The 20,142-nt window shown below is 69.0% G+C and carries 18 protein-coding genes; 16 read left to right on the top strand and 2 right to left on the bottom strand.

What is annotated here, in order from left to right; translation table 11 throughout:
• The first annotated feature begins 3 nt into the window (after positions 1–3).
• The 10 genes from ACK4LS_RS05395 to typA all read left to right on the top strand — a co-directional run bounded on the left by ACK4LS_RS05395 (position 4) and on the right by typA (position 13,971).
• Complete coding sequence (locus ACK4LS_RS05395) at positions 4–1,623, top strand: ABC transporter substrate-binding protein (RefSeq protein WP_409714302.1); 1,620 nt, start codon at positions 4–6, stop codon at positions 1,621–1,623.
• Positions 1,624–1,785: 162 nt separating this feature from the next.
• Positions 1,786–2,715 (top strand): ABC transporter permease, encoded by a 930-nt coding sequence (locus ACK4LS_RS05390; RefSeq protein ID WP_409714299.1) that lies wholly within the window; start codon positions 1,786–1,788, stop codon positions 2,713–2,715.
• Positions 2,705–3,652, top strand: coding sequence for an ABC transporter permease (locus ACK4LS_RS05385; RefSeq protein WP_409714296.1), 948 nt, complete (start codon positions 2,705–2,707; stop codon positions 3,650–3,652). Before ACK4LS_RS05390 ends, ACK4LS_RS05385 begins: the two co-directional genes overlap by 11 nt.
• Positions 3,649–5,313 (top strand): ABC transporter ATP-binding protein, encoded by a 1,665-nt coding sequence (locus ACK4LS_RS05380; RefSeq protein ID WP_409714292.1) that lies wholly within the window; start codon positions 3,649–3,651, stop codon positions 5,311–5,313. The genes ACK4LS_RS05385 and ACK4LS_RS05380 overlap by 4 nt, the downstream gene beginning before the upstream one ends.
• Positions 5,314–5,351: 38 nt before the next feature.
• Positions 5,352–5,900, top strand: a complete 549-nt coding sequence (locus tag ACK4LS_RS05375; RefSeq protein ID WP_409714289.1) for a hypothetical protein — start codon at positions 5,352–5,354, stop codon at positions 5,898–5,900.
• A 221-nt stretch (positions 5,901–6,121) separates the two neighbouring features.
• On the top strand, positions 6,122–7,102 hold the full coding sequence (locus ACK4LS_RS05370) for an ABC transporter permease (RefSeq protein WP_409714286.1): 981 nt from the start codon (positions 6,122–6,124) through the stop codon (positions 7,100–7,102).
• 1 nt (position 7,103) lies between these two features.
• Entirely contained in the window at positions 7,104–8,027 is a 924-nt protein-coding gene (locus tag ACK4LS_RS05365) for an ABC transporter permease (RefSeq protein ID WP_409714283.1), read from the top strand.
• Positions 8,020–10,212 (top strand): dipeptide ABC transporter ATP-binding protein, encoded by a 2,193-nt coding sequence (locus tag ACK4LS_RS05360; protein WP_409714280.1) that lies wholly within the window; start codon positions 8,020–8,022, stop codon positions 10,210–10,212. The genes ACK4LS_RS05365 and ACK4LS_RS05360 overlap by 8 nt, the downstream gene beginning before the upstream one ends.
• 4 nt (positions 10,213–10,216) lie before the next feature.
• Complete coding sequence (locus ACK4LS_RS05355) at positions 10,217–11,896, top strand: ABC transporter family substrate-binding protein (RefSeq protein ID WP_409714277.1); 1,680 nt, start codon at positions 10,217–10,219, stop codon at positions 11,894–11,896.
• 161 nt (positions 11,897–12,057) lie between these two features.
• Positions 12,058–13,971 carry a translational GTPase TypA gene (gene typA, locus ACK4LS_RS05350; protein ID WP_409714274.1) on the top strand — a complete coding sequence of 638 codons (1,914 nt, stop codon included), beginning with the start codon at positions 12,058–12,060 and terminating at the stop codon, positions 13,969–13,971.
• Between the two features lie 137 nt (positions 13,972–14,108).
• On the opposite strand, the gene ACK4LS_RS05345 is transcribed toward typA, so the two are convergent.
• Positions 14,109–14,471: a DUF2200 domain-containing protein gene (locus ACK4LS_RS05345; RefSeq protein ID WP_409714271.1), complete on the bottom strand. Its 363-nt coding sequence runs from the start codon at positions 14,469–14,471 to the stop codon at positions 14,109–14,111.
• A gap of 76 nt (positions 14,472–14,547) precedes the next feature.
• Positions 14,548–15,099, bottom strand: a complete 552-nt coding sequence (locus ACK4LS_RS05340; protein WP_409714268.1) for a helix-turn-helix domain-containing protein — start codon at positions 15,097–15,099, stop codon at positions 14,548–14,550.
• Positions 15,100–15,164: 65 nt separating this feature from the next.
• Between ACK4LS_RS05340 and ACK4LS_RS05335 the strand changes: the two genes are divergently transcribed.
• The 6 genes from ACK4LS_RS05335 to ACK4LS_RS05310 all read left to right on the top strand — a co-directional run bounded on the left by ACK4LS_RS05335 (position 15,165) and on the right by ACK4LS_RS05310 (position 19,649).
• The gene (locus ACK4LS_RS05335) at positions 15,165–15,893 is read left to right on the top strand and encodes an AzlC family ABC transporter permease (protein WP_409714265.1); all 729 of its coding nucleotides are present in this window, start codon (positions 15,165–15,167) and stop codon (positions 15,891–15,893) included.
• Entirely contained in the window at positions 15,890–16,204 is a 315-nt protein-coding gene (locus tag ACK4LS_RS05330; protein ID WP_409714262.1) for an AzlD domain-containing protein, read from the top strand. The genes ACK4LS_RS05335 and ACK4LS_RS05330 overlap by 4 nt, the downstream gene beginning before the upstream one ends.
• A gap of 35 nt (positions 16,205–16,239) precedes the next feature.
• Positions 16,240–16,653 (top strand): DUF6113 family protein, encoded by a 414-nt coding sequence (locus ACK4LS_RS05325; protein WP_409714259.1) that lies wholly within the window; start codon positions 16,240–16,242, stop codon positions 16,651–16,653.
• Positions 16,654–16,705: 52 nt separating this feature from the next.
• The gene (gene fdxA / locus ACK4LS_RS05320) at positions 16,706–17,026 is read left to right on the top strand and encodes a ferredoxin (protein WP_055836218.1); all 321 of its coding nucleotides are present in this window, start codon (positions 16,706–16,708) and stop codon (positions 17,024–17,026) included.
• Positions 17,027–17,029: 3 nt separating this feature from the next.
• Entirely contained in the window at positions 17,030–18,133 is a 1,104-nt protein-coding gene (gene dapC, locus ACK4LS_RS05315; RefSeq protein WP_409714255.1) for a succinyldiaminopimelate transaminase, read from the top strand.
• Positions 18,134–18,350: 217 nt separating this feature from the next.
• The gene (locus ACK4LS_RS05310; protein WP_409714252.1) at positions 18,351–19,649 is read left to right on the top strand and encodes a citrate synthase; all 1,299 of its coding nucleotides are present in this window, start codon (positions 18,351–18,353) and stop codon (positions 19,647–19,649) included.
• Positions 19,650–20,142: the final 493 nt, after the last annotated feature.

The following is a 20,142-nucleotide window of genomic DNA, read 5'->3' as shown; positions in this document are numbered from 1 at the left end:
ACTGTGAAGCGCAACAAGATTGCCCTCTCCAGTCTCGCGCTGCTGGGAGCTGTCGGGCTTATGCTCGCCGGCTGCTCGGGCAACGGAGACAATGGCGGCGGCTCGGCATCGGGCGGCGACGCGTCGTCCATCATCCGCACCAACGGTTCGGAGCCGCAGAACCCGCTGATCCCGACCAACACCAACGAGGTCGGCGGCGGAAAGATCCTCGACTCGATCTTCGCGGGTCTGGTCTACTACGACGCCGACGGCGCCCCGGTGAACGACATGGCCGAGTCCATCGTCACCAACGACGCGCAGAACCTCACCGTGACCCTGAAGAAGGGCCAGAAGTTCACGGACGGCACCGAGGTCAAGGCCGACAACTTCATCAAGGCCTGGAACTACGGCGCGCTGCTGTCGAACAACCAGCTCAACAGCTACTTCTTCGAGGACATCGTCGGCTTCAGCTACGAAGCCGACTCCGAGCTCACCGGTCTGCAGAAGGTCGACGACTACACCTTCACGATCGCCCTGTCCAAGCCCGCCGCCGACTTCGCGCTGCGCCTCGGATACTCGGCGTTCTTCCCGCTGCCGGACTCCGCGTTCGACGACATGGCCGCGTTCGGTGAGAACCCGGTCGGCAACGGTCCGTACAAGCTGGCCAGCGACGGCGCGTGGCAGCACAACGTGCAGATCGACCTCGTCAAGAACGACGACTACCAGGGTGGTCGCACGGTCGCCAACGGCGGCCTGACGGTCGTCTTCTACGCGACGCAGGATGCCGCGTACGCTGACCTCCTCGGCGGCAACGTCGACGTGATCGACGCGATCCCGTCGGCATCCCAGGCCACCTTCGAGTCGGACCTGGGCGACCGCGCGGTCAACCAGCCGGCGGCGGTGTTCCAGTCGTTCACGATCCCGGAGCGCCTCGCGCACTTCAGCGGTGAAGAGGGCACGCTGCGTCGTCAGGCGCTGTCGATGGCCATCAACCGCGACGAGATCACGGAGACGATCTTCCAGGGCACCCGCACCCCGGCCAGCGACTTCACCTCGCCCGTCATCGACGGCTGGTCCGACTCGCTCGCCGGCGCCGACGTGCTGAAGTACGACGAGGCCAAGGCGAAGGAGCTGTGGGCCCAGGCCGACGCCATCTCGCCGTGGACCGGCACCTTCCAGATCGCCTACAACGCCGACGGCGGACACCAGGTCTGGGTCGACGCGGTGACCAACTCGATCAAGAACACCCTCGGCATCGACGCGTCCGGCGCGCCGTACCCGACGTTCAAGGAAGCGCGCACGGCCATCACCGACCGCAGCATCCAGACCGCCTTCCGCACCGGTTGGCAGGCCGACTACCCCGGTCTGTACAACTTCCTCGGACCGCTCTACGCGACCGACGCCTCGTCGAACGACGGTGACTACTCGAACCCCGAGTTCGACAGCCTCCTCGCCGCGGGCATCGCCGAGACCGAGGTCGACGCGCAGAACGCCGACTTCCAGAAGGCCCAGGAGATCCTCCTCCAGGACCTGCCCGCCATCCCGCTCTGGTACTCCAACGTGACCGGCGGCTACGCCGACGGCGTGAACAACGTCCAGTTCGGCTGGAACTCGGTTCCGCTGTACTACGAGATCACGAAGTAACCCTTCCGATCTCTGGCCGCGAGGCGGTGACGGATTCGTCACCGCCTCGCGGTCTGCCAGCCAGGCCTCATCACGACGTGTGATAAAACGGCACGGGCCCTTCCGGGCCAGCCCCCCACGAATCGTCTGATGAGGCGTTTCCCACGTTCGAAAAGAGAGCGGATGCTCGGCTACATCCTCAGACGTCTGCTGCAGGTGCTCCCCGTGTTCTTCGGGGCCACGCTGCTGATCTACTTCATGGTCTTCGCCATGCCGGGAGACCCGATCCTCGGGCTCTTCGGCGACAAGACCCCCGCGCCCCAGGTCGTCGAAGCCCTGCGCGCGCAGTACCACCTCGACCAGCCGTTCATCGTGCAGTACTTCCTGTACATCGGTGGCATCTTCCAGGGCGACCTCGGCACGACCTTCTCGGGTCAATCCGTCAACGAGGTCCTCGCCCGCACCCTGCCCGTGACCGGCCGTCTGGCCGTGATGGCCCTGTCGATCGAGCTCGTGCTCGCGGTCGTCGTCGGCACCATCTCGGCCATCCGCAAGGGCAAGCTGTTCGACAACGTCGCGCTCATCATCGCGTTGCTGTTCGTCGCCCTGCCGATCTTCGTGGCCTGCTTCCTGGCGCAGTACTTCCTCGCCGTCCAGCTCGGCTGGTTCCGGCCCACGGTGGGAGCGCAGAACGACTGGGGCGACCTGTGGCTGCCGGCCATCGTGCTGGGCTTCAGCCTGTTCGCCACCAGCATGCGCCTGATGCGAGGCTCGGTCATCGACACGCTGAACCAGGACTGGGTGCGCACCGCGTACAGCAAGGGTCTGTCGCGTCGCCGCGTCATCCCCGTGCACGTCCTGCGCAACTCGCTCATCCCGGTCATCACCAACTCCGCGACGAACTTCGGCGTGCTGCTGGTCGGCGCCACCGTCACCGAGGGCATCTTCAACATCCCCGGTGTCGGAAACACGCTCTACCAGGCCACCATCCGCGGCGAGGGCCCCACGGTCGTGTCGTTCGTGACCGTCTTCGTCATCATCTACGTGCTGGTCAACCTCGTCGTCGACCTTCTGTACGGTCTCCTTGACCCGAGGATCCGCTATGTCAAGTAATCGTTTCCCGGCGCCGCACTACGTCGCCCCCATCAAGACCGAGACCATCTCCGTCGACGCCGTACGCGTCGCCGCCCGCAAGAGCAACCTGTGGCTCGACGCGTGGCGCGACCTTCGTCGTCGGCCCACGTTCTGGATCGCGCTTGCCGTCATGGCCATCGTCATCCTCATGGCCGCGTTCCCGACCCTGTTCACGCAGGTCCCCCCGAACAACGACTGCCAGCTGTCCAACAGCAACGGCGGTCCGCAGCCGGGACACATCCTGGGCTTCACGTTCCAGGGATGCGACACCTTCTCGCGCATCGTGTGGGGTGCGCGCACCTCGCTGTCGGTGGGTCTGCTCGCCACGGCGATCGGCACGATCGTCGGCCTCATCATGGGCGCGCTGTCGGGCTTCTACGGCGGATGGCTCGACGCGGTGATCTCGCGCATCGGCGACATCTTCTTCGCGATCCCCTACATCCTGGCGGCGATCGTCGTCATGAGCGTGTTCTCGCAGTACCGCAACGTCCTGACCCTGGCGGTCGCCATCGGCGGCTTCGCGTGGGCCTCCACCGCGCGCGTCGTGCGCGCCGAGGTCCTGCGCGTGCGACAGGCCGATTACGTCTCGGCGTCGCAAGCGCTCGGACAGACGCGCTTCAAGACGCTGCTGACCCACGTCATCCCGAACGCCATCGCTCCGCTGCTGGTGGTCACGACCATCAGCCTCGCGGCGGCCATCGTGGCCGAGGCGACGCTGTCGTTCCTGGGTGTCGGCCTGGGAGGCGACACCATGTCGTGGGGCAACGACATCAGCCAGGCGCAGCAGTCGCTGCGCGTGGCGCCGGCCGCGCTGATCTGGCCGTCGATCGCGCTGACCGTGACGGTGCTGGCGTTCATCCTGCTCGGCGAGCTCATCCGAGACGCCATCGACCCGAGAGCGAGGGCCCGCCGATGAGCGACGCCACCATGACGCCTCTGCTGTCCGTGCGCGACCTCAAGGTCGCCTTCGAGGGCGAGGGGGGCAGCCGCCAGGTGCTCCACGGCGTGAGCCTCGACGTGTACCCCGGCCAGACCGTGGCCATCGTGGGAGAGTCCGGTTCGGGCAAGTCCACCACGGCATCCGCGGTCATCGGGCTGCTTCCCGGAACCGGCCACGTGACCGCGGGGAGCATCACGCTCGACGGGCGCGAGCTGACCGACCTCACCCCGAGGCAGTTCGAGTCGGTGCGCGGCAAAGACATCGGCTATGTCCCGCAGGACCCGATGTCCAACCTCAACCCCGTGTGGAGCATCGGCTTCCAGGTCAAGGAGGCGATCCGCGCGAACGGGATCGCCAGCGGCCGCAAGGACGTCGAGAAGCGCGCGATCGAGGTGCTGAAGCAGGCGGGTCTCGCCGACGCCGAGCGTCGACTGCACCAGTACCCGCACCAGTTCTCGGGTGGCATGCGCCAGCGCGCCCTCATCGGCATCGGCCTCGCCGCCGACCCGAAGCTGCTGATCGCCGACGAGCCGACCTCGGCCCTCGATGTCACCGTGCAGCGCGTGATCCTCGACCACATGGCATCCCTCACCCGGGAGCGCGGCACCTCGGTGCTGCTCATCACGCACGACCTGGGTCTGGCCGCCGAGCGCGCCGACACCATCGTCGTGATGAACCAGGGCGAGATCGTCGAGTCGGGACCGAGCCGGGAGATCCTCGAGAACCCGCAGCACCCCTACACCCAGCGTCTGGTGGCGGCGGCGCCGAGCATCGCGTCGCAGCGCATCCAGGCGACGGTCGAAGACCGCGGCATCCTGCGCGAGTCCGACATCGACGCTCCGGCGACCGTGAAGGTCACCGACCTCGTCAAGGAGTACAAGATCCGCCAGGGCGGGTTCCGCAGCGAGCAGTTCCGCGCCGTCGACGGGGTCTCGTTCGAGATCCCGCGCGGCAAGACGCTCGCCCTCGTGGGGGAGTCGGGCTCGGGCAAGTCCACCATCGCCAAGATGGTGCTCAAGCTCGAGGAGCCGACCGCCGGGTCGATCGAGGTCGACGGGGTGAACACCGGCAAGCTGTCGGGGAAGGACACCCTCGCCCTGCGCCGCCGTATGCAGCCCGTCTTCCAGGACCCGTACGGCTCGCTCGACCCGCTGCGCAGCATCGGCAACCTGATCGCGGAGCCGCTGAACATCCACAAGGTGGGCGACAACGCCTCGCGCCGCGCGCGGGTGGAGGAGCTGCTCGAACAGGTCGCGTTGCCGCAGGAACTGGCCTCCCGCTACCCCAACGAGCTGTCCGGCGGTCAGCGCCAGCGCGTCGCGATCGCGCGCGCTCTGGCGCTCAAGCCCGACATCCTCGTGCTCGACGAGGCCGTCTCGGCGCTCGACGTTCTCGTGCAGGCGCAGATCCTGCAGCTCCTCGCGGAGTTGCAGGCGGAGCTCGGCCTGACCTACCTGTTCATCACGCACGACCTCGCCGTCGTCCGTGTCGCCGCCGACCTGGTGTGCGTCATGGAGCGCGGCAAGCTCGTCGAGCAGGGCACGGTCGACGAGATCTTCGCGCAGCCGTCGCAGGAGTACACGCAGCGCCTGCTCGACGCCATCCCCGGCGCCTCCCTCTCGCTGGGCGGCGCGTGACGCGCGACGAGCGCTTCCGGGGCGCGGAGCACCCACGGGTGTTCCGCGCCCCGTCGTCCGTCGTCGGACTGATCCTGGGGGCGGCGCTCGCGCTCGTCCTGCTGGGGGACGCCGCGCTCCGTGCGGGTGTGGGGGAAATGCTCCTCATCGCGCCGTGGGTGCTGCTGGCCCTCTGGGGCGTGTACGCCCTGCTCTTCGCGCCCCACGTGCGCATCGACGCCCGTGGCATCCGCATCCACAATCCTCTGCGTGTCAGCGAGATCGCCTGGGCGCGGGTGATCGACATCGACATGCGGTGGCAGCTCGAGGTGCGCACCGACGAACCGCGCGTATACAAGGCCTTCGGGGGGCCGGTGGCCGGTCGCCCGGGCCGCCCCGCCCTGCGCCGCGACGACGACCGCGGCCGCGGGGAGCCCCCGGCGATCCGCGACCTGCAGATCATCCAGGACGCCTGGGAATCCGCGCGCGGCTCCGCGGCCGCCGATGGGGTCGTGCGTCGTTTCTGGGACATTCCCGCCGTGATTTCCCTGGTAGTTCTGGTCGCCTGGGTTATTATCGCTTTGTTCATTTCCGGCGGTGTCCGCTGAGCGCAGTGCTGCGCTCGACTCCACCGCTCGTGACAAACCGCCATGTAAGGGCTTTGTTACGGTCGTGAAAAGTGTGTTCCCCCGGCGCACGTTCCGCGAAGAAGCCGACGTAGGGTCTCTGGAGATCCTTAGCCAGGCGAACGAATAAGCGGGGATCTCGACGGCGAGAGGACCACCACCATGCAGACCATCGACACGTTCCGGATGGGTTCGCGCTCGTCATGACGCTGTACGTTCTGCGACGGTTCCTGAACTACGCCGTCCTGAGCCTGCTGGCGACCTGTCTGGCCTACGTGCTGGGCAGCGCGCTGCTTCGCCCCCAGGACCGCTTCTACGGGATGAACCCGCGCCCGCCCGAGGACTCGATCATCGCGAGTCTCAACGCCCTCGGCGCCAACCCCGACGTTCCGATCATCGTGCGCCTGTGGAACTGGCTGGTGAACCTCTTCACGCGCTTCTCGCTCGGCTCGACCATCGGCGGTCAGGACGTCGTGACGGAGATCGCCGCGCGCGCCGGGACGAGCCTGCGTCTGCTGCTCATCGGCTCGCTCATCGGTGCCGTCGTGGGCGTGCTCATCGGCGTGTGGGGTGCGGTGCGCCAGTACCGCGCGAGCGACCAGGTCACGACCTACGCCTCGTACCTCGTGTTCGCGACCCCGACCTTCGTCATCGGCGTGCTGCTGATGATCGCGGCCACGGGCTTCAACAACGCCCTCGGCACGCAGATCATCCGCTTCACGGGGGAGTACACCGCGGGCATCGAGGGGTTCTGGCCGGTCGTCGCCGACCGCGCGGTGCACCTGCTCCTGCCGACCCTCGCGCTCGTGCTCATCAGCGCCGCGTCGTACTCGCGCTACCAGCGCAGCATGATGCTCGACGTGCTCGGCGCCGACTACATCCGCACCGCCCGCGCCAAGGGCCTGCCCCGCACCCGGGCGCTGTTCCGCCACGGCGTGCGCATCGCGCTCATCCCGATGTCGACGTTCTTCGCCTACAGCTTCGGAACCCTGATCGCCGGCTCCACGATGCTCGAGATCGTGTTCTCGTGGCGGGGGATGGGCCAGTTCCAGCTGAACGCCGTCACCCAGCAGGACATCAACGCCGTCGCCGGCTCCACCCTCTTCGTCGCGGTCCTCGTGCTGCTGTCGTCGACCCTGTCCGAAGTGCTCTACGCAGCCCTCGACCCGAGAGTGAGGAGCTGACATGACCATGCAGGAAGAAGCCGTCGACGGCACCCTGGATGCCGTCAGCCCGGTCACCCGCGAGCGCAAGCCGCTCTCGCGCGGCGCCCTCGTGCGGGCGCGACTGCGCAAGATGCCGCGGTTCTGGGTGGGGGGCGGGATCCTCGCCTTCATCGTGCTGTGGGCCTTCGTGGGCCCCTTGCTCTACCCCTACGACGCGAGCGAACGCGATTTCCTCAACGTCGGCCTGGGGCCCACGCAGCTGCATTGGTTCGGCACGAACGGCATCGGGCAGGACATCTACGCCCAGACCCTCGTGGGCCTGCAGAAGTCGCTCATCATCGGTGCCCTCGCCGGTGTCGGCGCGACCCTCATCGCCGCCGCCGTCGGATCGGTCGCGGGGTACCTCGGCGGCAAGATCGACGCGGTCATCGGGTGGCTCATCCACCTGCTGCTCGTCATCCCGTCGTTCTTCATCCTCGTGCTGCTGAGCCCGCTCACGCGCGGCCTGTCGTGGCTCGCGCTGACGTTCTTCCTCGCGGCGTTCAGCTGGATGATCCTCGCGCAGGTGGTGCGCAACCAGACGAGGTCGCTGCGCAACCGCGACTTCGTGCGCGCCGCGCGCTACATGGGCATGCCCACGCGCAAGATCCTCGGGCGCCACATCATCCCCAACATCGCGTCGCTGCTCATCATCGACGCGACCCTCGGCATCGTCGCGGCCATCATGGCCGAGACCTCGCTCAGCTACTTCGGCTTCGGCGTCCAGGCGCCCGACGTCTCGCTCGGCACGCTGCTCGCGGCCGGCACGTCGGCCGCCGTGACCCGTCCGTGGCTGTTCGTGTACCCCGCCGGCGTGCTGATCGTGCTGCTCCTGGCCATCAGCCTCATCGGCGACGCCCTGCGCGACGCCATCGACCCCACCTCGGGAGCGAACCGTGACTGACACCCGCTCCGCCACCCTGCTGTCGTCGACCGGTCGGTCGCCGCTGCTGTCGGTGCGCGACCTCAGTGTGACCTTCCCGCAGCGCGACGGCGGCGACGTGCGCGCCGTACGCGGCATCTCGTACGACGTGCACGAGGGCGAGTTCCTCGGCATCGTCGGCGAATCGGGTTCGGGAAAGAGCGTCTCCTCCCTCGCGGTCATGGGCCTGCTGCCCTCGAATGCGAGAGTCGAGGGCGACATCCTCTACGACGGCCGGTCGCTGCTGTCGATGAACGACGGCCAGCTGTCCAAGATCCGCGGCGCGGAGCTCGCGATGGTCTTCCAGGATCCGCTGTCGGCCCTGACCCCGGTCTACACGGTGGGCGACCAGATCTCCGAGGGCCTGCGCCTCCACGATCGCGCCCTGTCGGCCCAGGCCGCGCACGCGCGCAGCGTCGAGCTGCTCAAGCTCGTCGGCATCCCGGATGCCGAGCGCCGGGCGCGCGCGTACCCGCACGAGTTCTCGGGCGGCATGCGCCAGCGCGCCATGATCGCCATGGCGATCGCGAACGACCCGCGCGTGATCATCGCCGACGAGCCGACGACGGCTCTGGACGTGACCATCCAGGCGCAGATCCTCGAGGTGCTGCAGAAGGCCCGCGAGGTCACGGGGGCCGCCGTCGTGCTCATCACGCACGACCTCGGCGTCGTCGCGGGCCACGCCGACCGGGTCGCCGTGATGTACGCGGGCAAGCTGGTCGAGCGCGGGACGGTCGACGAGATCTTCCACGACCCGCACATGCCCTACACCGTGGGCCTGCTGCGCTCCGTGCCGAACATGCAGACCGCGGGTTCCCACCGTCTCGTGCCGCTCGAGGGGCGACCGCCGTCCCTCGCCTCCCTGCCGAAGGGCTGTCCCTTCGCCGCCCGCTGCCCGATCGCGATCGACGCGTGCCACGACGTCGAGCCGGAGCTGGTGACCCACGGAGCGCTGCCCGACCACGTCGCCGCGTGCATCCGCGCCGACGAGATCGCCTCGGGCGCCCTCTCGCGCCCCGACATCTTCCCTCGGCCCGAGGCGCTCGGCGAGATCCCGCCGCTTCGGCCCGACGTGACGCCGGCGGTGGAGGTCACCGACCTCGTCAAGCACTTCCCCCTCATGAAGGGGGCCGTGTTCCCGCGCCGCGTGGGCACCGTCCGCGCCGTCGACGGCATCTCGTTCTCGATCCAGCCCGGCCGCACCATGGGGCTGGTGGGGGAGTCCGGCTGCGGCAAGACCACCACGATCCTCGAGATCATGGAGATGGTCGCGCCGCAGAGTGGCCGCATCCACATCAACGGCACGGACGTCGCCACGGTCAGCCGCAAAGACAAGGCGACCCTGCGCAAGGGCATCCAGATCGTCTTCCAAGACCCGATGGGTGCGATCGACCCGCGCCTGCCGGTGGGCGAGGTCATCACCGAGCCGCTGCTGGTGCAGGGCGTGCCGCGCGCCGAACGCGACCGCAAGATGACCGAGCTGCTGGAACTGGTGGGTCTGGACCCGGCGATGTCGGACCGCTACCCGCACGAGTTCTCCGGCGGTCAGCGCCAGCGCATCGGCATCGCGCGCGCCCTCGCGACCGACCCGGCCGTCGTCGTGCTCGATGAGCCGGTGTCGGCGCTGGACGTGTCGATTCAGGCGGGCGTGATCAACCTGCTCGAAGACCTGAAGGAGCGCCTGGGGCTGTCCTTCCTCTTCGTCGCCCACGACCTCGCCGTGGTGCGCCAGATCGCCGACGACGTCTCGGTGATGTACCTCGGCCGCATCGTCGAGCAGGGCCCCGTCGACGCGGTCTTCGACGACCCGCGGCATCCGTACACCAAGGCCCTCATCTCGGCGGCGCCGATCCCGGATCCGCGCATCGAGCGCTCGCGCACGCGCATCCTGCTCGACGGCGACCTGCCGAGCCCCACGCAGGAGATCTCGGGATGCCGCTTCCGCACGCGGTGCCCGCTGTACCGCCTGCTGCCCGACGCCGACCGGCGCCGGTGCGACAACGACGACCCGGGGTTGCGCGCGTCCGCGCGGTCCCGGGTGGCGTGCCACTACGCCGAGCGGTCCGACCTCGTCCTCGAGACGGCGTCGGTCGCATCCCCCCGAACGTCTCCGATCGACGGCACCACGTCGCCGGAGGCCCTCCCTGATCACCAACGAGAGGATTGATCACATGCAGATCCGCAAAGCGAAGGGGCTCGGAGCGCTCGCGCTGCTGAGCGTCGCCGCCCTGGCGATCGCCGGGTGCGCGCCGGGCAACACGGCCGCTCCGTCGGCGAACCCCGACGACCAGAACTCCCTGCCCTCCACCGCGTGGGTGCGTGCCGACGCGGCCGACGTGCAGGACGGCGGCGACCTCAAGCTCGCTGTGTCGTCGCTCCCGGTGAACTGGAACATCTACCAGATCGACGGCAACGAGCGCGACACCAACGACATCTACGCCACCATGAGCGGTGGTCCGATCAAGATCAACGAGGCCGGCGAACCGGTCGTCGATGAGAACTACGCCTCGTCGGCCGAACTCGTCAGCGAAGACCCGCAGGTCGTCGAGGTCAAGCTGAACCCGGATGCCGTCTGGGAGGACGGTACGCCCATCACCGTCGCCGACTACCAGGCGATGTGGAAGGCCAACAACGGCTCCAACCCCGAGTACGTCGTCACCTCGACGACCGGGTGGGATCAGGTCGCCTCGGTCGAGCAGGGCGAGGACGAGTTCGACCTGCGGATCACGTTCTCGTCGGTCTTCGCCGACTGGCAGTCGCTGCTCAGCCCCGTCCTGAAGGCGAGCGTGACGGCCGATCCGACCACCTTCAACACCGGCTACACGACCCAGGCCGTGCCGTCGTCGGGGCCCTTCAAGGTGCGCTCGATCGATGCGACCGCCGGCATCGTGACCCTCGAGCGCAACCCCAACTGGTGGGGCGAGACGCCCAAGCTCGACACCATCGTGTTCCAGGCCGTCAGCCAGGACCAGCAGGGCTCGTCGTTCAGCAACGGTGAGATCGACGCCGTCGAGATCTCGGCCAACGCCGACCTCTACCAGACGGCCCAGAACGTCCAGGGCGCCGAGATCCAGGCCTCGAACGGTCTCACCTGGACGCACATCACGATGCGCGCCTCCGACGGACCGCTCGCCGACGTCAACGTCCGCAAGGCCGTGGCATCCATCGTCAACCGCGAGCAGATCGCCAGCACGGCGAACTCGCCCGTCGGCGTTCCCGCCATCACGCAGGGCAGCTACATCTTCATGCCCGGCCAGGACGGCTACACCGACGAGGCGCTGCCGTACGACACCGACGCCGGTGCTCAGTACCTCGAAGACGCCGGATACACCAAGGACGGCGACTCGTGGGTCAAGGACGGAACGCCGCTGACGTTCTCGGTGACGGTTCCCGCCGACACCGCGACGAACGTCCAGCGCGCCGAGCAGATCCAGGCCGACCTGGGAGAGTTCGGCATCCCCGTGGAGCTGAACTCGGTGCCCGTGGGCGGCTACTTCAGCGACTACATCATCCCCGGCGACTTCGAGATGGTCACGTTCTCGTGGGTGGGCACCGCCTACCCGATCTCGTCGACGCGCTCGCTGTTCACCCCCGTGGACTCGGAGCAGAACTTCACCGGCATCGCCGATGAGCGTCTCGACGGACTGTGGGAGCAGGCCAACAACGAGCTCGACCCCGAGGCGCGTCTCGAGACCGCCCAGGAGATCGACAAGGTGCTGTGGGAGTCGGTGCCGATCATCCCGATCGCCCCGCTGCCCAACGTCTGGGCCGTGAAGGAGGGCCTCGTGAACTGGGGCGCCACCCAGTTCGAGACGATCGACTGGTCGATCGTGGGCTTCGCCAACAGCTGAGCTGAGGCTGCGCACGGTGAGGGGCGGGATCCTGCGGGATCCCGCCCCTTTCGCGTGCTCGGACGCTTCCTGAACGTCTGCTGCCGGGAGTGTCGCGGGCGCCCGGTAGACTGGGAGAGCCCGATTCCGGGCACCACCCCGAATTTTCCTGGAGACCCTCCATGGCGCACGCCCTTCGTCCTGACCTCCGCAACGTCGCGATCGTCGCGCACGTCGACCACGGCAAGACGACTCTCGTCGACGCCATGCTCCGCCAGACCGGCTCGTTCGGCGACCACGCGCACGTCGAGGAGCGCGCGATGGACTCCAACGACCTCGAGCGTGAGAAGGGCATCACGATCCTCGCCAAGAACACGGCGATCACGTACAACGGTGTCCACTCCGAGGTCCCGGTGACCATCAATGTCATCGACACCCCCGGCCACGCCGACTTCGGCGGCGAGGTCGAGCGCGGCCTGAGCATGGTCGACGGCGTGGTGCTGCTCGTCGATGCGTCCGAGGGCCCGCTGCCCCAGACCCGCTTCGTGCTGCGCAAGGCGCTCGAGGCCAAGCTCCCCGTCATCCTGCTGGTCAACAAGACCGACCGTCCCGACGCGCGCATCGCCGAGGTCGAGGAAGAGGCGCACGACCTGCTCCTCGGTCTCGCCTCCGACCTCGTCGACGACGTGCCCGACCTCGACGTCGACGCGCTGCTCGACGTGCCCGTGGTCTACGCCTCGGGCCGTGCGGGGGCGGCATCGCTCAACCGTCCCGACAACGGCGCGCTGCCCGACAACGACGACCTCGAGCCGCTGTTCGAGGCGATCCTCCAGCACGTGCCCGCGCCGTCGTACGACGACGAGGCCCCGCTGCAGGCGTGGGTCACGAACCTCGACTCCAGCCCCTTCCTCGGCCGCCTCGCGCTGCTGCGCGTGTTCAACGGCACGCTGAAGAAGGGCCAGACCGTGGCCTGGGTGCGCGCCGACGGCACCACCAGCAACGCCCGCATCACGGAGCTGCTCAAGACCCGCGCGCTCGAGCGCTACCCCGCCGAAGACGCCGGCCCCGGCGACATCGTCGCGATCGCCGGTTTCCCCGACATCACGATCGGCGAGACCATCGCCGATCCCGAAGACGTGCGCCCGCTCAAGGCGATCACGGTCGACGACCCGGCCATCTCGATGACCATCGGCACGAACACCTCGCCCCTCATGGGCAAGGTCAAGGGCCACAAGCTCACCGCTCGCATGGTGAAGGACCGCCTCGACCGCGAGCTCATCGGCAACGTCTCGCTCAAGGTCGTCGACATCGGACGCCCCGACGCCTGGGAGGTCCAGGGCCGCGGCGAGCTCGCCCTCGCCATCCTCGTCGAGAACATGCGCCGCGAGGGCTTCGAGCTCACCGTCGGCAAGCCCCAGGTGGTCACCAAGCGCGGCGAAGACGGCAAGCTCAAGGAGCCCTTCGAGCACCTCACGATCGACGCCCCCGAGGAGCACCTCGGCGCGATCACGCAGCTCATGGCCGCCCGCAAGGGCCGCATGGACAACATGACCAACCACGGCACCGGCTGGGTGCGCATGGAGTTCGTCGTGCCCTCTCGCGGTCTGATCGGCTTCCGCAGCGAGTTCCTGACCGTCACGCGCGGCACCGGCATCGCCAACGCCATCTCGCACGGCTACGACGACTGGGCGGGCTCCATCACGACCCGTCAGAACGGCTCGATCGTCGCCGACCGCACGGGCGTCGTGACCCCCTTCGCCATGATCGCCCTGCAGGAGCGCATGAGCTTCTTCGTGCAGCCGACCGAAGAGGTCTACGAGGGCATGGTCATCGGCGAGAACTCGCGCGCCGACGACATGGACGTCAACATCACCAAGGAGAAGAAGCTCACGAACATGCGTTCGTCGACCTCCGACTCCTTCGAGTCGATGACGCCCCCGCGCCTGCTCACGCTGGAGGAGTCGCTCGAGTTCGCCCGCGACGACGAATGCGTCGAGGTCACGCCCGAGAAGGTGCGCATCCGCAAAGTCGTGCTCGACGCCACCGAGCGTGGCCGCTCGGCCTCGCGCCTGAAGCGTCAGGATGCCAACGCCTGAGCGTTCGCATCCCGGAACGGCCCCGCCCAGCACGCTGAGCGGGGCCGTTCCGCGTCAGGCCGGTGCCGGCGTGCGGCGTCGAGCGTCGAGAACACCCGGACGATCGGGGAACAACCCGTCCCGCGTGTTCCGGACGCTCAACCCGCGGCAGCCGGGCCGTCGGAGCGGAGCACCTTGGCGAGCGGGCGGCCCTTCGCCAGTTCGTCCACGAGTTTGTCGAGCACGCGGATGCGGTACATCAGCGGATCCTCGATCTCCTCGACCCGGATGCCGCAGATCACCCCCGTGACGAGACCGGCGCGCGGGTTGATCGTCGCGGCGGCGAAGAAGTCACGGAAGCTCGTGCCGTCGGACAGGTGCCGGGCCAGGGTGGCGTCGTCGAATCCGGTGAGCCAGCGGATCACGGCATCCAGCTCGTCTTTCGCCCGCCCTTTGCGCTCGACCTTCGTCACGTAGAGGGGGTACACGGCGGAGAAGGCCGTATCGAACACGCGGGACATGCCCGAACGATAGTCCTGCTCCGTCGGGCTGTCGACGGTGGCCCGTCGGACGTCGAAGGGGTGCGGTTGGGGCGGGTCAGGACGACTCGACCACGCAGACCGCGCTCATGCCGGGCGTCAGCGCCTCGAACACGTGCGGGGCGTCGCCGGGGTACGACAGGTAGTCGCCGGGTGCCAGCTCGTACGGGTCGTCGGCGGGGCCGACGCGTCCGCGACCCGACACCATCACGACATGTTCGACGGTGCCGCGCGGGTGCGGGTCGGACAGACGCGCGGAGCCCGGCTCGGCACTCAGCAGGTAGATGTCGCGCCGCGCGTGCGGCGGGCTCGCCGACAGCAGCACCGCCAGGTACGCGGATGCCGAGGAGGGCACCGCGGTCGACGCTTCACCGGCCCGGATGAGGGTGGGGGAGCGCACGCCCTCGTCGACGAAGACCGCGAACGGCACCTCGAGGGCCGTGGCGAGGGCCCAGAGCGTTTCGACGCTGGGGTTGCCGCCGCCGTTCTCCAGCTGGGAGACCGTGGCTTTGGCGACCCCGGCACGTCGAGCGAGCTCCGACACGCTGACATCGCGCCTCTCCCGCTCGCGGCGGAGCGTGGTCGCGATGCGTTCGCCGAGATCCGTCATCCGTTCATTATGGTCGTCGATCGTTCGACTTGACGAACGACCGACGGGCGTTCACGATGATGTCCATGCGTTCGATACACCGAACACCCGAGGGGGTGGCCACCCGACAGGGTCTCGCCGTCGCCCTGGCCACCAGCGCCTACGGCATCTCGTTCGGCGCGCTGTCGGTCTCCTCCGGTCTGGACGTGTGGCAGACCGGCGTGCTGAGCCTGCTGATGTTCACCGGGGGCTCGCAGTTCGCGTTCGTGGGGGTGATCGCCGCCGGGGGGATCGCCGCGGCACCGGCCGCGATCGCGTCGTCGGCGCTCCTCGGGGTGCGAAACGCCGCCTACGCGATGCGCATGTCGCCGATCGTCGGCGGCGGGCTCGCCCGCAAGACGCTGGCCACGCCGTTCACGATCGACGAGTCGGTCGCGGTCGCACTCGCACACGAGACGCCGCGCGCTCAGCAGGCCGGGTTCTGGGTGACGGGCATCGCGATCTGGGTCGGGTGGAACCTGTCGACCCTCCTCGGCGCCGTGCTCGGTGACGTGCTCGGCGACCCGCGCGCCTACGGCCTCGACGCCGCCGCCGCGGCGGCCTTCCTCGCCCTGCTCTGGCCGCGTCTGCGCGGGCGTCAGCCCCTCGCGGTCGCGGCGGGCGCCGCGATCATCGCCGCCCTGCTGACGCCCTGGCTGATGCCCGGCATCCCGGTGATCGCCGCCGCCGGCGTCGCCGTGGCGGTGGGTCTGTTCGATCCGCGCGACACTGCCCCCGCTCCCGGTGCGACCGCCGAAGAGGGAGGGATGCCATGACCCTGTGGACCGCCGTGCTCGCGGCATCCGTCGTGTGCCTCGCGCTGAAGGCCACCGGCTACCTCCTGCCCGCGCACTGGCTCGACGCCCCGCGCCCCGCGCGGATCGCCGACCTCTTGACCGTCGCGCTGCTCGCGGCGCTCGTGATGGTGCAGACGCTCGGCGCGGGATCGGCGATCGTCGTCGACGCGCGCCTCCCGGCCGTGGGCGTCGCCGCGCTGCTCCTGTGGGCGCGGGCGCCGTTCCTGGTCGTCGTCGCGGGCGCGGCGGTGACGGCCGCCCTCCTGCGGCTCTGGGGTCTCGCGGCCTGAGCCGGTGCATAGGGTCGCCGTCTAGACTGACGCGGATGAGCTCCAGGATTCTGCGCGTCGTCGGCTGGGTCGTCGCCCTTCTGGTCGGCGCCTTCTACGGCGCGGCCGGTACCGTGGCGCAGGCGTTCCTCGTCGGGCCGATCCCCGTCGGGCTCATCCTGGCCACGATCGGCAGCGCGGCGTTGCTCCTGGCTCTGCGCACCCTCACCGGGGATCGCGTCAACGCGCTGGCGGGCGGTCTGGGCATCATCGCCGCGACCTACCTCTTCTCGCAGATCGGGCCCGGGGGCTCCGCGATCGTGGCCGCCCCGACGGCGGGGACGGAGTGGGTGCCGCTCGTGTGGACGGTCGTCGGACCGGCGCTGCTGGTGCTCGTCGCGCTCTGGCCCGATTTCTCGCACCTGCGCGACGTCCAGAACCGCGACGCGTCGCGACCGGTCGAATCCTAGGCCGTCGGCCCGGCGGAGGGGCCGGTCGCTCCGACGCGATTAGACTGTCCGAGTGACTTACGTGATCGCCCTCCCGTGTGTCGATGTCAAAGACCGCGCCTGCATCGACGAGTGTCCGGTCGACTGCATCTACGAGGGGGAACGCTCGCTCTACATCCACCCCGACGAGTGCGTCGACTGCGGTGCGTGCGAGCCGGTCTGCCCCGTCGAGGCGATCTACTACGAAGACGACCTCCCCGAAGAGTGGTCCGACTACTACAAGGCCAACGTCGAGTTCTTCGACGACATCGGCTCGCCCGGCGGAGCCGCCAAGGTCGGCGTGATCGCCAAAGACCACCCCGTCATCACCGCGCTTCCCCCGCAGGCCCACTGAGCCGTGGGCGTCGCCGATCTCGCCGACTACCCCTGGGATGCCGTCGCCCCGTACGCGGAGCGCGCCCGGCGGCACCCCGACGGCATCGTCGACCTGTCGATCGGCTCGCCCGTCGACCCCACCCCGGCCGTCGTCGCCGACGCCCTGGCCGACGCGACCGACGCCCACGCCTACCCACAGACGGCCGGTACGCCGGCGCTGCGTGAGGCCATCGCCGAGTGGTATCACCGTCGTCGCGGCGTCTCCGGCCTGAGCGCCGAGAACGTGCTCCCCACGGTCGGCTCGAAGGAGCTCGTCGCTCTGCTCCCGCTGCTTCTCGGGCTCGGACCGGACGATGCGGTCGTCCATCCGCGCGCGGCCTACCCGACCTATGAGGTCGGTGCGCGTCTCGTGGGCGCGGCGGCCGTGGCATCCGATGATCCGGCCGAATGGCCCGCGCACACGCGCCTCGTGTGGATCAACTCGCCCGGGAACCCCGACGGCCGCGTGCTCTCGGTCGACGAGCTGCGGGATGCCGTCACCCGGGCCCGCGAGCTCGGAGCCGTGCTGGCTTCCGACGAGTGCTACGCCGAGCTCGGCTGGGAGGCCCCCTGGGACGCCGAGCGCGTCCCGAGCGTGCTCGACCCGGCGGTGACCGGCCACGACCTCACCGACGTCCTGTCGGTGTACTCCCTGAGCAAGCAGTCGAACCTCGCCGGCTACCGCGCGGCGTTCCTCGCCGGAGACCCGGCGCTCGTTGCGCGCCTGCTGACCGGGCGCAAGCACCTGGGCCTCATGCCGCCCGCCCCCGTGCAGCGCGCGATGACCGTCGCCCTCGGCGACGACGCGCACGTCGCCGAGCAGCGCGAGCGCTACGCCCGTCGACGCGCGGTGCTCAAGCCCGCGGTCGAGGCCGCCGGGTTCACGATCGATCGCAGCGAGGGCGGCCTGTACCTCTGGGCGACCGAGGGCCGCGACGCGTGGGAGAGCGTGGGGCGCCTGGCCGACCTCGGCATCCTGGTGGGTCCGGGACACTTCTACGGCACCCATTTCCCGAACCACGTGCGCTTCTCGCTGACGGCGACCGACGAGCGCATCGCCGCGGCCTCGGAGCGACTCGCGGGCTGACCAGGAGGATCCCTCCATTCGATGGGGGCATCCTTTGGCGGTGTCATCTGTACGGCGGAGTGCCTACTAGGCTGTAGAGGCACAGCGCTCGGGGCATCCTTCGCGCGCGTGCCGACCCGGATGCCATACCCGTGGCATCCACTGGTCGCGAAGACCGCGGGTGCCGAAAGCCCCCGCGATCGACCAGACGGGCGACCAGAAATCGCAAGGAGGCGCGGTGAGCGACGCGGGAACGCAGCAGGACAAGGCCACTCTCACGGTAGGGGGCACCACCGCCGAATTCCCGGTCCTGCGAGGCACCGACGGCGTCCCGAGCATCGACATCGCGTCGCTGACGAAGCAGACCGGTCACACGACGCTCGACTACGGTTTCGTCAACACGGCGTCGACGAAGTCCAACGTCACCTACATCGACGGCGACCAGGGGATCCTGCGCTACCGCGGCTACCCGATCGAGCAGCTCGCGAAGAACAGCACCTACCTCGAGGTGGCGTGGCTGCTCATCTACGGCGAGCTTCCCTCGGCACCCGAGCTGGCCTCGTTCGACGAGCGCATCCGTCGTCACACGCTCCTGCACGAGGACCTCAAGCGTTTCTTCTCGTCGCTGCCTCCGACCGCGCACCCCATGTCGGTGCTCTCGGCCGCGACGGCGGCGCTGTCGACCTACTACGAGGCCGAGTCCGACCCGCACAACCCCGAGCACGTCGAGCTCAACACCGTGCGCATGCTGGCGAAGCTTCCCGTGATCGCGGCGTACGCGCACAAGAAGAGCATCGGGCAGGCGTTCCTGTACCCCGACAACTCGCTGTCCTTCGTCGACAACTTCCTCAAGCTGAACTTCGGCGTCCACAGCGAGACGTACGAGATCAACCCCGTCATGACCAAGGCGCTCGACCTGCTGCTCATGCTGCACGAGGACCACGAGCAGAACGCCTCGACCTCGACGGTGCGCCTGGTCGGTTCGACCGGTGCCAACCAGTTCGCGTCGATCTCTGCCGGCATCCAGGCACTCTCCGGCCCGCTGCACGGCGGGGCGAACGAGGCCGTGCTGCAGATGCTCGGCCGCATCCGCGATTCGGGCGAGAGCGTCGAGCGCTTCGTCGAGCGGGTCAAGAACAAGGAAGACGGCGTGAAGCTGATGGGCTTCGGGCACCGCGTCTACAAGAACTACGACCCGCGCGCGAAGCTCGTCAAGGAGGCCGCCGACGAGGTGCTCGAGGCCCTCGGCGTGAGCGACCCGCTGCTGGATCTCGCCAAGGAGCTCGAGCAGATCGCCCTCGAAGACGACTACTTCAAGGAGCGTCGTCTTTACCCCAACGTCGACTTCTACACCGGCGTGATCTACAAGGCGATGGGCTTCCCGACGCGCATGTTCACCGTGCTGTTCGCGATCGGCCGCCTGCCCGGCTGGCTGGCCCAGTGGCGCGAGGCCATCACTGACCCGCAGACGAAGATCGGCCGCCCGCAGCAGCTGTACACGGGTGCTGCCGAGCGCAACTACCCCGGCATCGGCTGACCCGCCGACCGCGTCGACGCCCCGTCCCTCTTCCAGGGGCGGGGCGTTGGGCGTGTTGGGCGCGCATAAACGCTTTGCGCGCGTGTAAACGCGGTGTCAGCGTGTTTATGCGTGCGGATCGCGTTTATGCGTGGGGGATGCCGGTTTGCGGCGCTGCGGGCGGGCGTCGGCGCGGGCGGGCGCGGGCTGCGGCGCGCGCGTGGGCGCGGCGAGCGCGGGGGACGTCCGGGCGCGTGGGGCGCCGCATAAACGCCATTCGCGCGCGGAAACACGGTCTCAGCGTGTTTATGCGCGCGGATCGCGTTTATGCGTGTCGGATGCCGGCCCGCGGCGCCGCAGGCGGGCGTAGGCGCGGTACGCACGAGGCGGGCGTGCGGCTCGGCGTCGGGTGCGCATAAACGCCCTGTGCGCTCGGAAACGCGATGTCAGCGTGTTTCTGGGCGTGGATCGCGTTTATGCGTGTCGGATGCCGGCTCGCGGCGCAGCGGGCGGG

It is taken from the genome of Microbacterium sp. (genome assembly GCF_046295495.1).
Classification (GTDB): Bacteria; Actinomycetota; Actinomycetes; order Actinomycetales; family Microbacteriaceae; genus Microbacterium.
The sequence above is the reverse complement of the archived record's forward strand: the minus strand, read 5'-3'. Positions and strand labels throughout refer to the sequence as shown.

What these genes read in the sequence shown, in the direction of transcription:
- ACK4LS_RS05355 (WP_409714277.1), top strand. Translation starts at nt 10,217, where the DNA reads ATGCAGATCCGCAAAGCGAAGGGGCTCGGAGCGCTCGCGCTGCTGAGC.
- ACK4LS_RS05385 (WP_409714296.1), top strand. Translation starts at nt 2,705, where the DNA reads ATGTCAAGTAATCGTTTCCCGGCGCCGCACTACGTCGCCCCCATCAAG.
- ACK4LS_RS05365 (WP_409714283.1), top strand. Translation starts at nt 7,104, where the DNA reads ATGACCATGCAGGAAGAAGCCGTCGACGGCACCCTGGATGCCGTCAGC.
- ACK4LS_RS05345 (WP_409714271.1), bottom strand. Translation starts at nt 14,471, where the DNA reads ATGTCCCGCGTGTTCGATACGGCCTTCTCCGCCGTGTACCCCCTCTAC.
- typA (WP_409714274.1), top strand. Translation starts at nt 12,058, where the DNA reads ATGGCGCACGCCCTTCGTCCTGACCTCCGCAACGTCGCGATCGTCGCG.
- ACK4LS_RS05390 (WP_409714299.1), top strand. Translation starts at nt 1,786, where the DNA reads ATGCTCGGCTACATCCTCAGACGTCTGCTGCAGGTGCTCCCCGTGTTC.
- ACK4LS_RS05325 (WP_409714259.1), top strand. Translation starts at nt 16,240, where the DNA reads ATGAGCTCCAGGATTCTGCGCGTCGTCGGCTGGGTCGTCGCCCTTCTG.
- ACK4LS_RS05370 (WP_409714286.1), top strand. Translation starts at nt 6,122, where the DNA reads ATGACGCTGTACGTTCTGCGACGGTTCCTGAACTACGCCGTCCTGAGC.
- ACK4LS_RS05340 (WP_409714268.1), bottom strand. Translation starts at nt 15,099, where the DNA reads ATGACGGATCTCGGCGAACGCATCGCGACCACGCTCCGCCGCGAGCGG.
- ACK4LS_RS05380 (WP_409714292.1), top strand. Translation starts at nt 3,649, where the DNA reads ATGAGCGACGCCACCATGACGCCTCTGCTGTCCGTGCGCGACCTCAAG.
- ACK4LS_RS05335 (WP_409714265.1), top strand. Translation starts at nt 15,165, where the DNA reads ATGCGTTCGATACACCGAACACCCGAGGGGGTGGCCACCCGACAGGGT.
- ACK4LS_RS05330 (WP_409714262.1), top strand. Translation starts at nt 15,890, where the DNA reads ATGACCCTGTGGACCGCCGTGCTCGCGGCATCCGTCGTGTGCCTCGCG.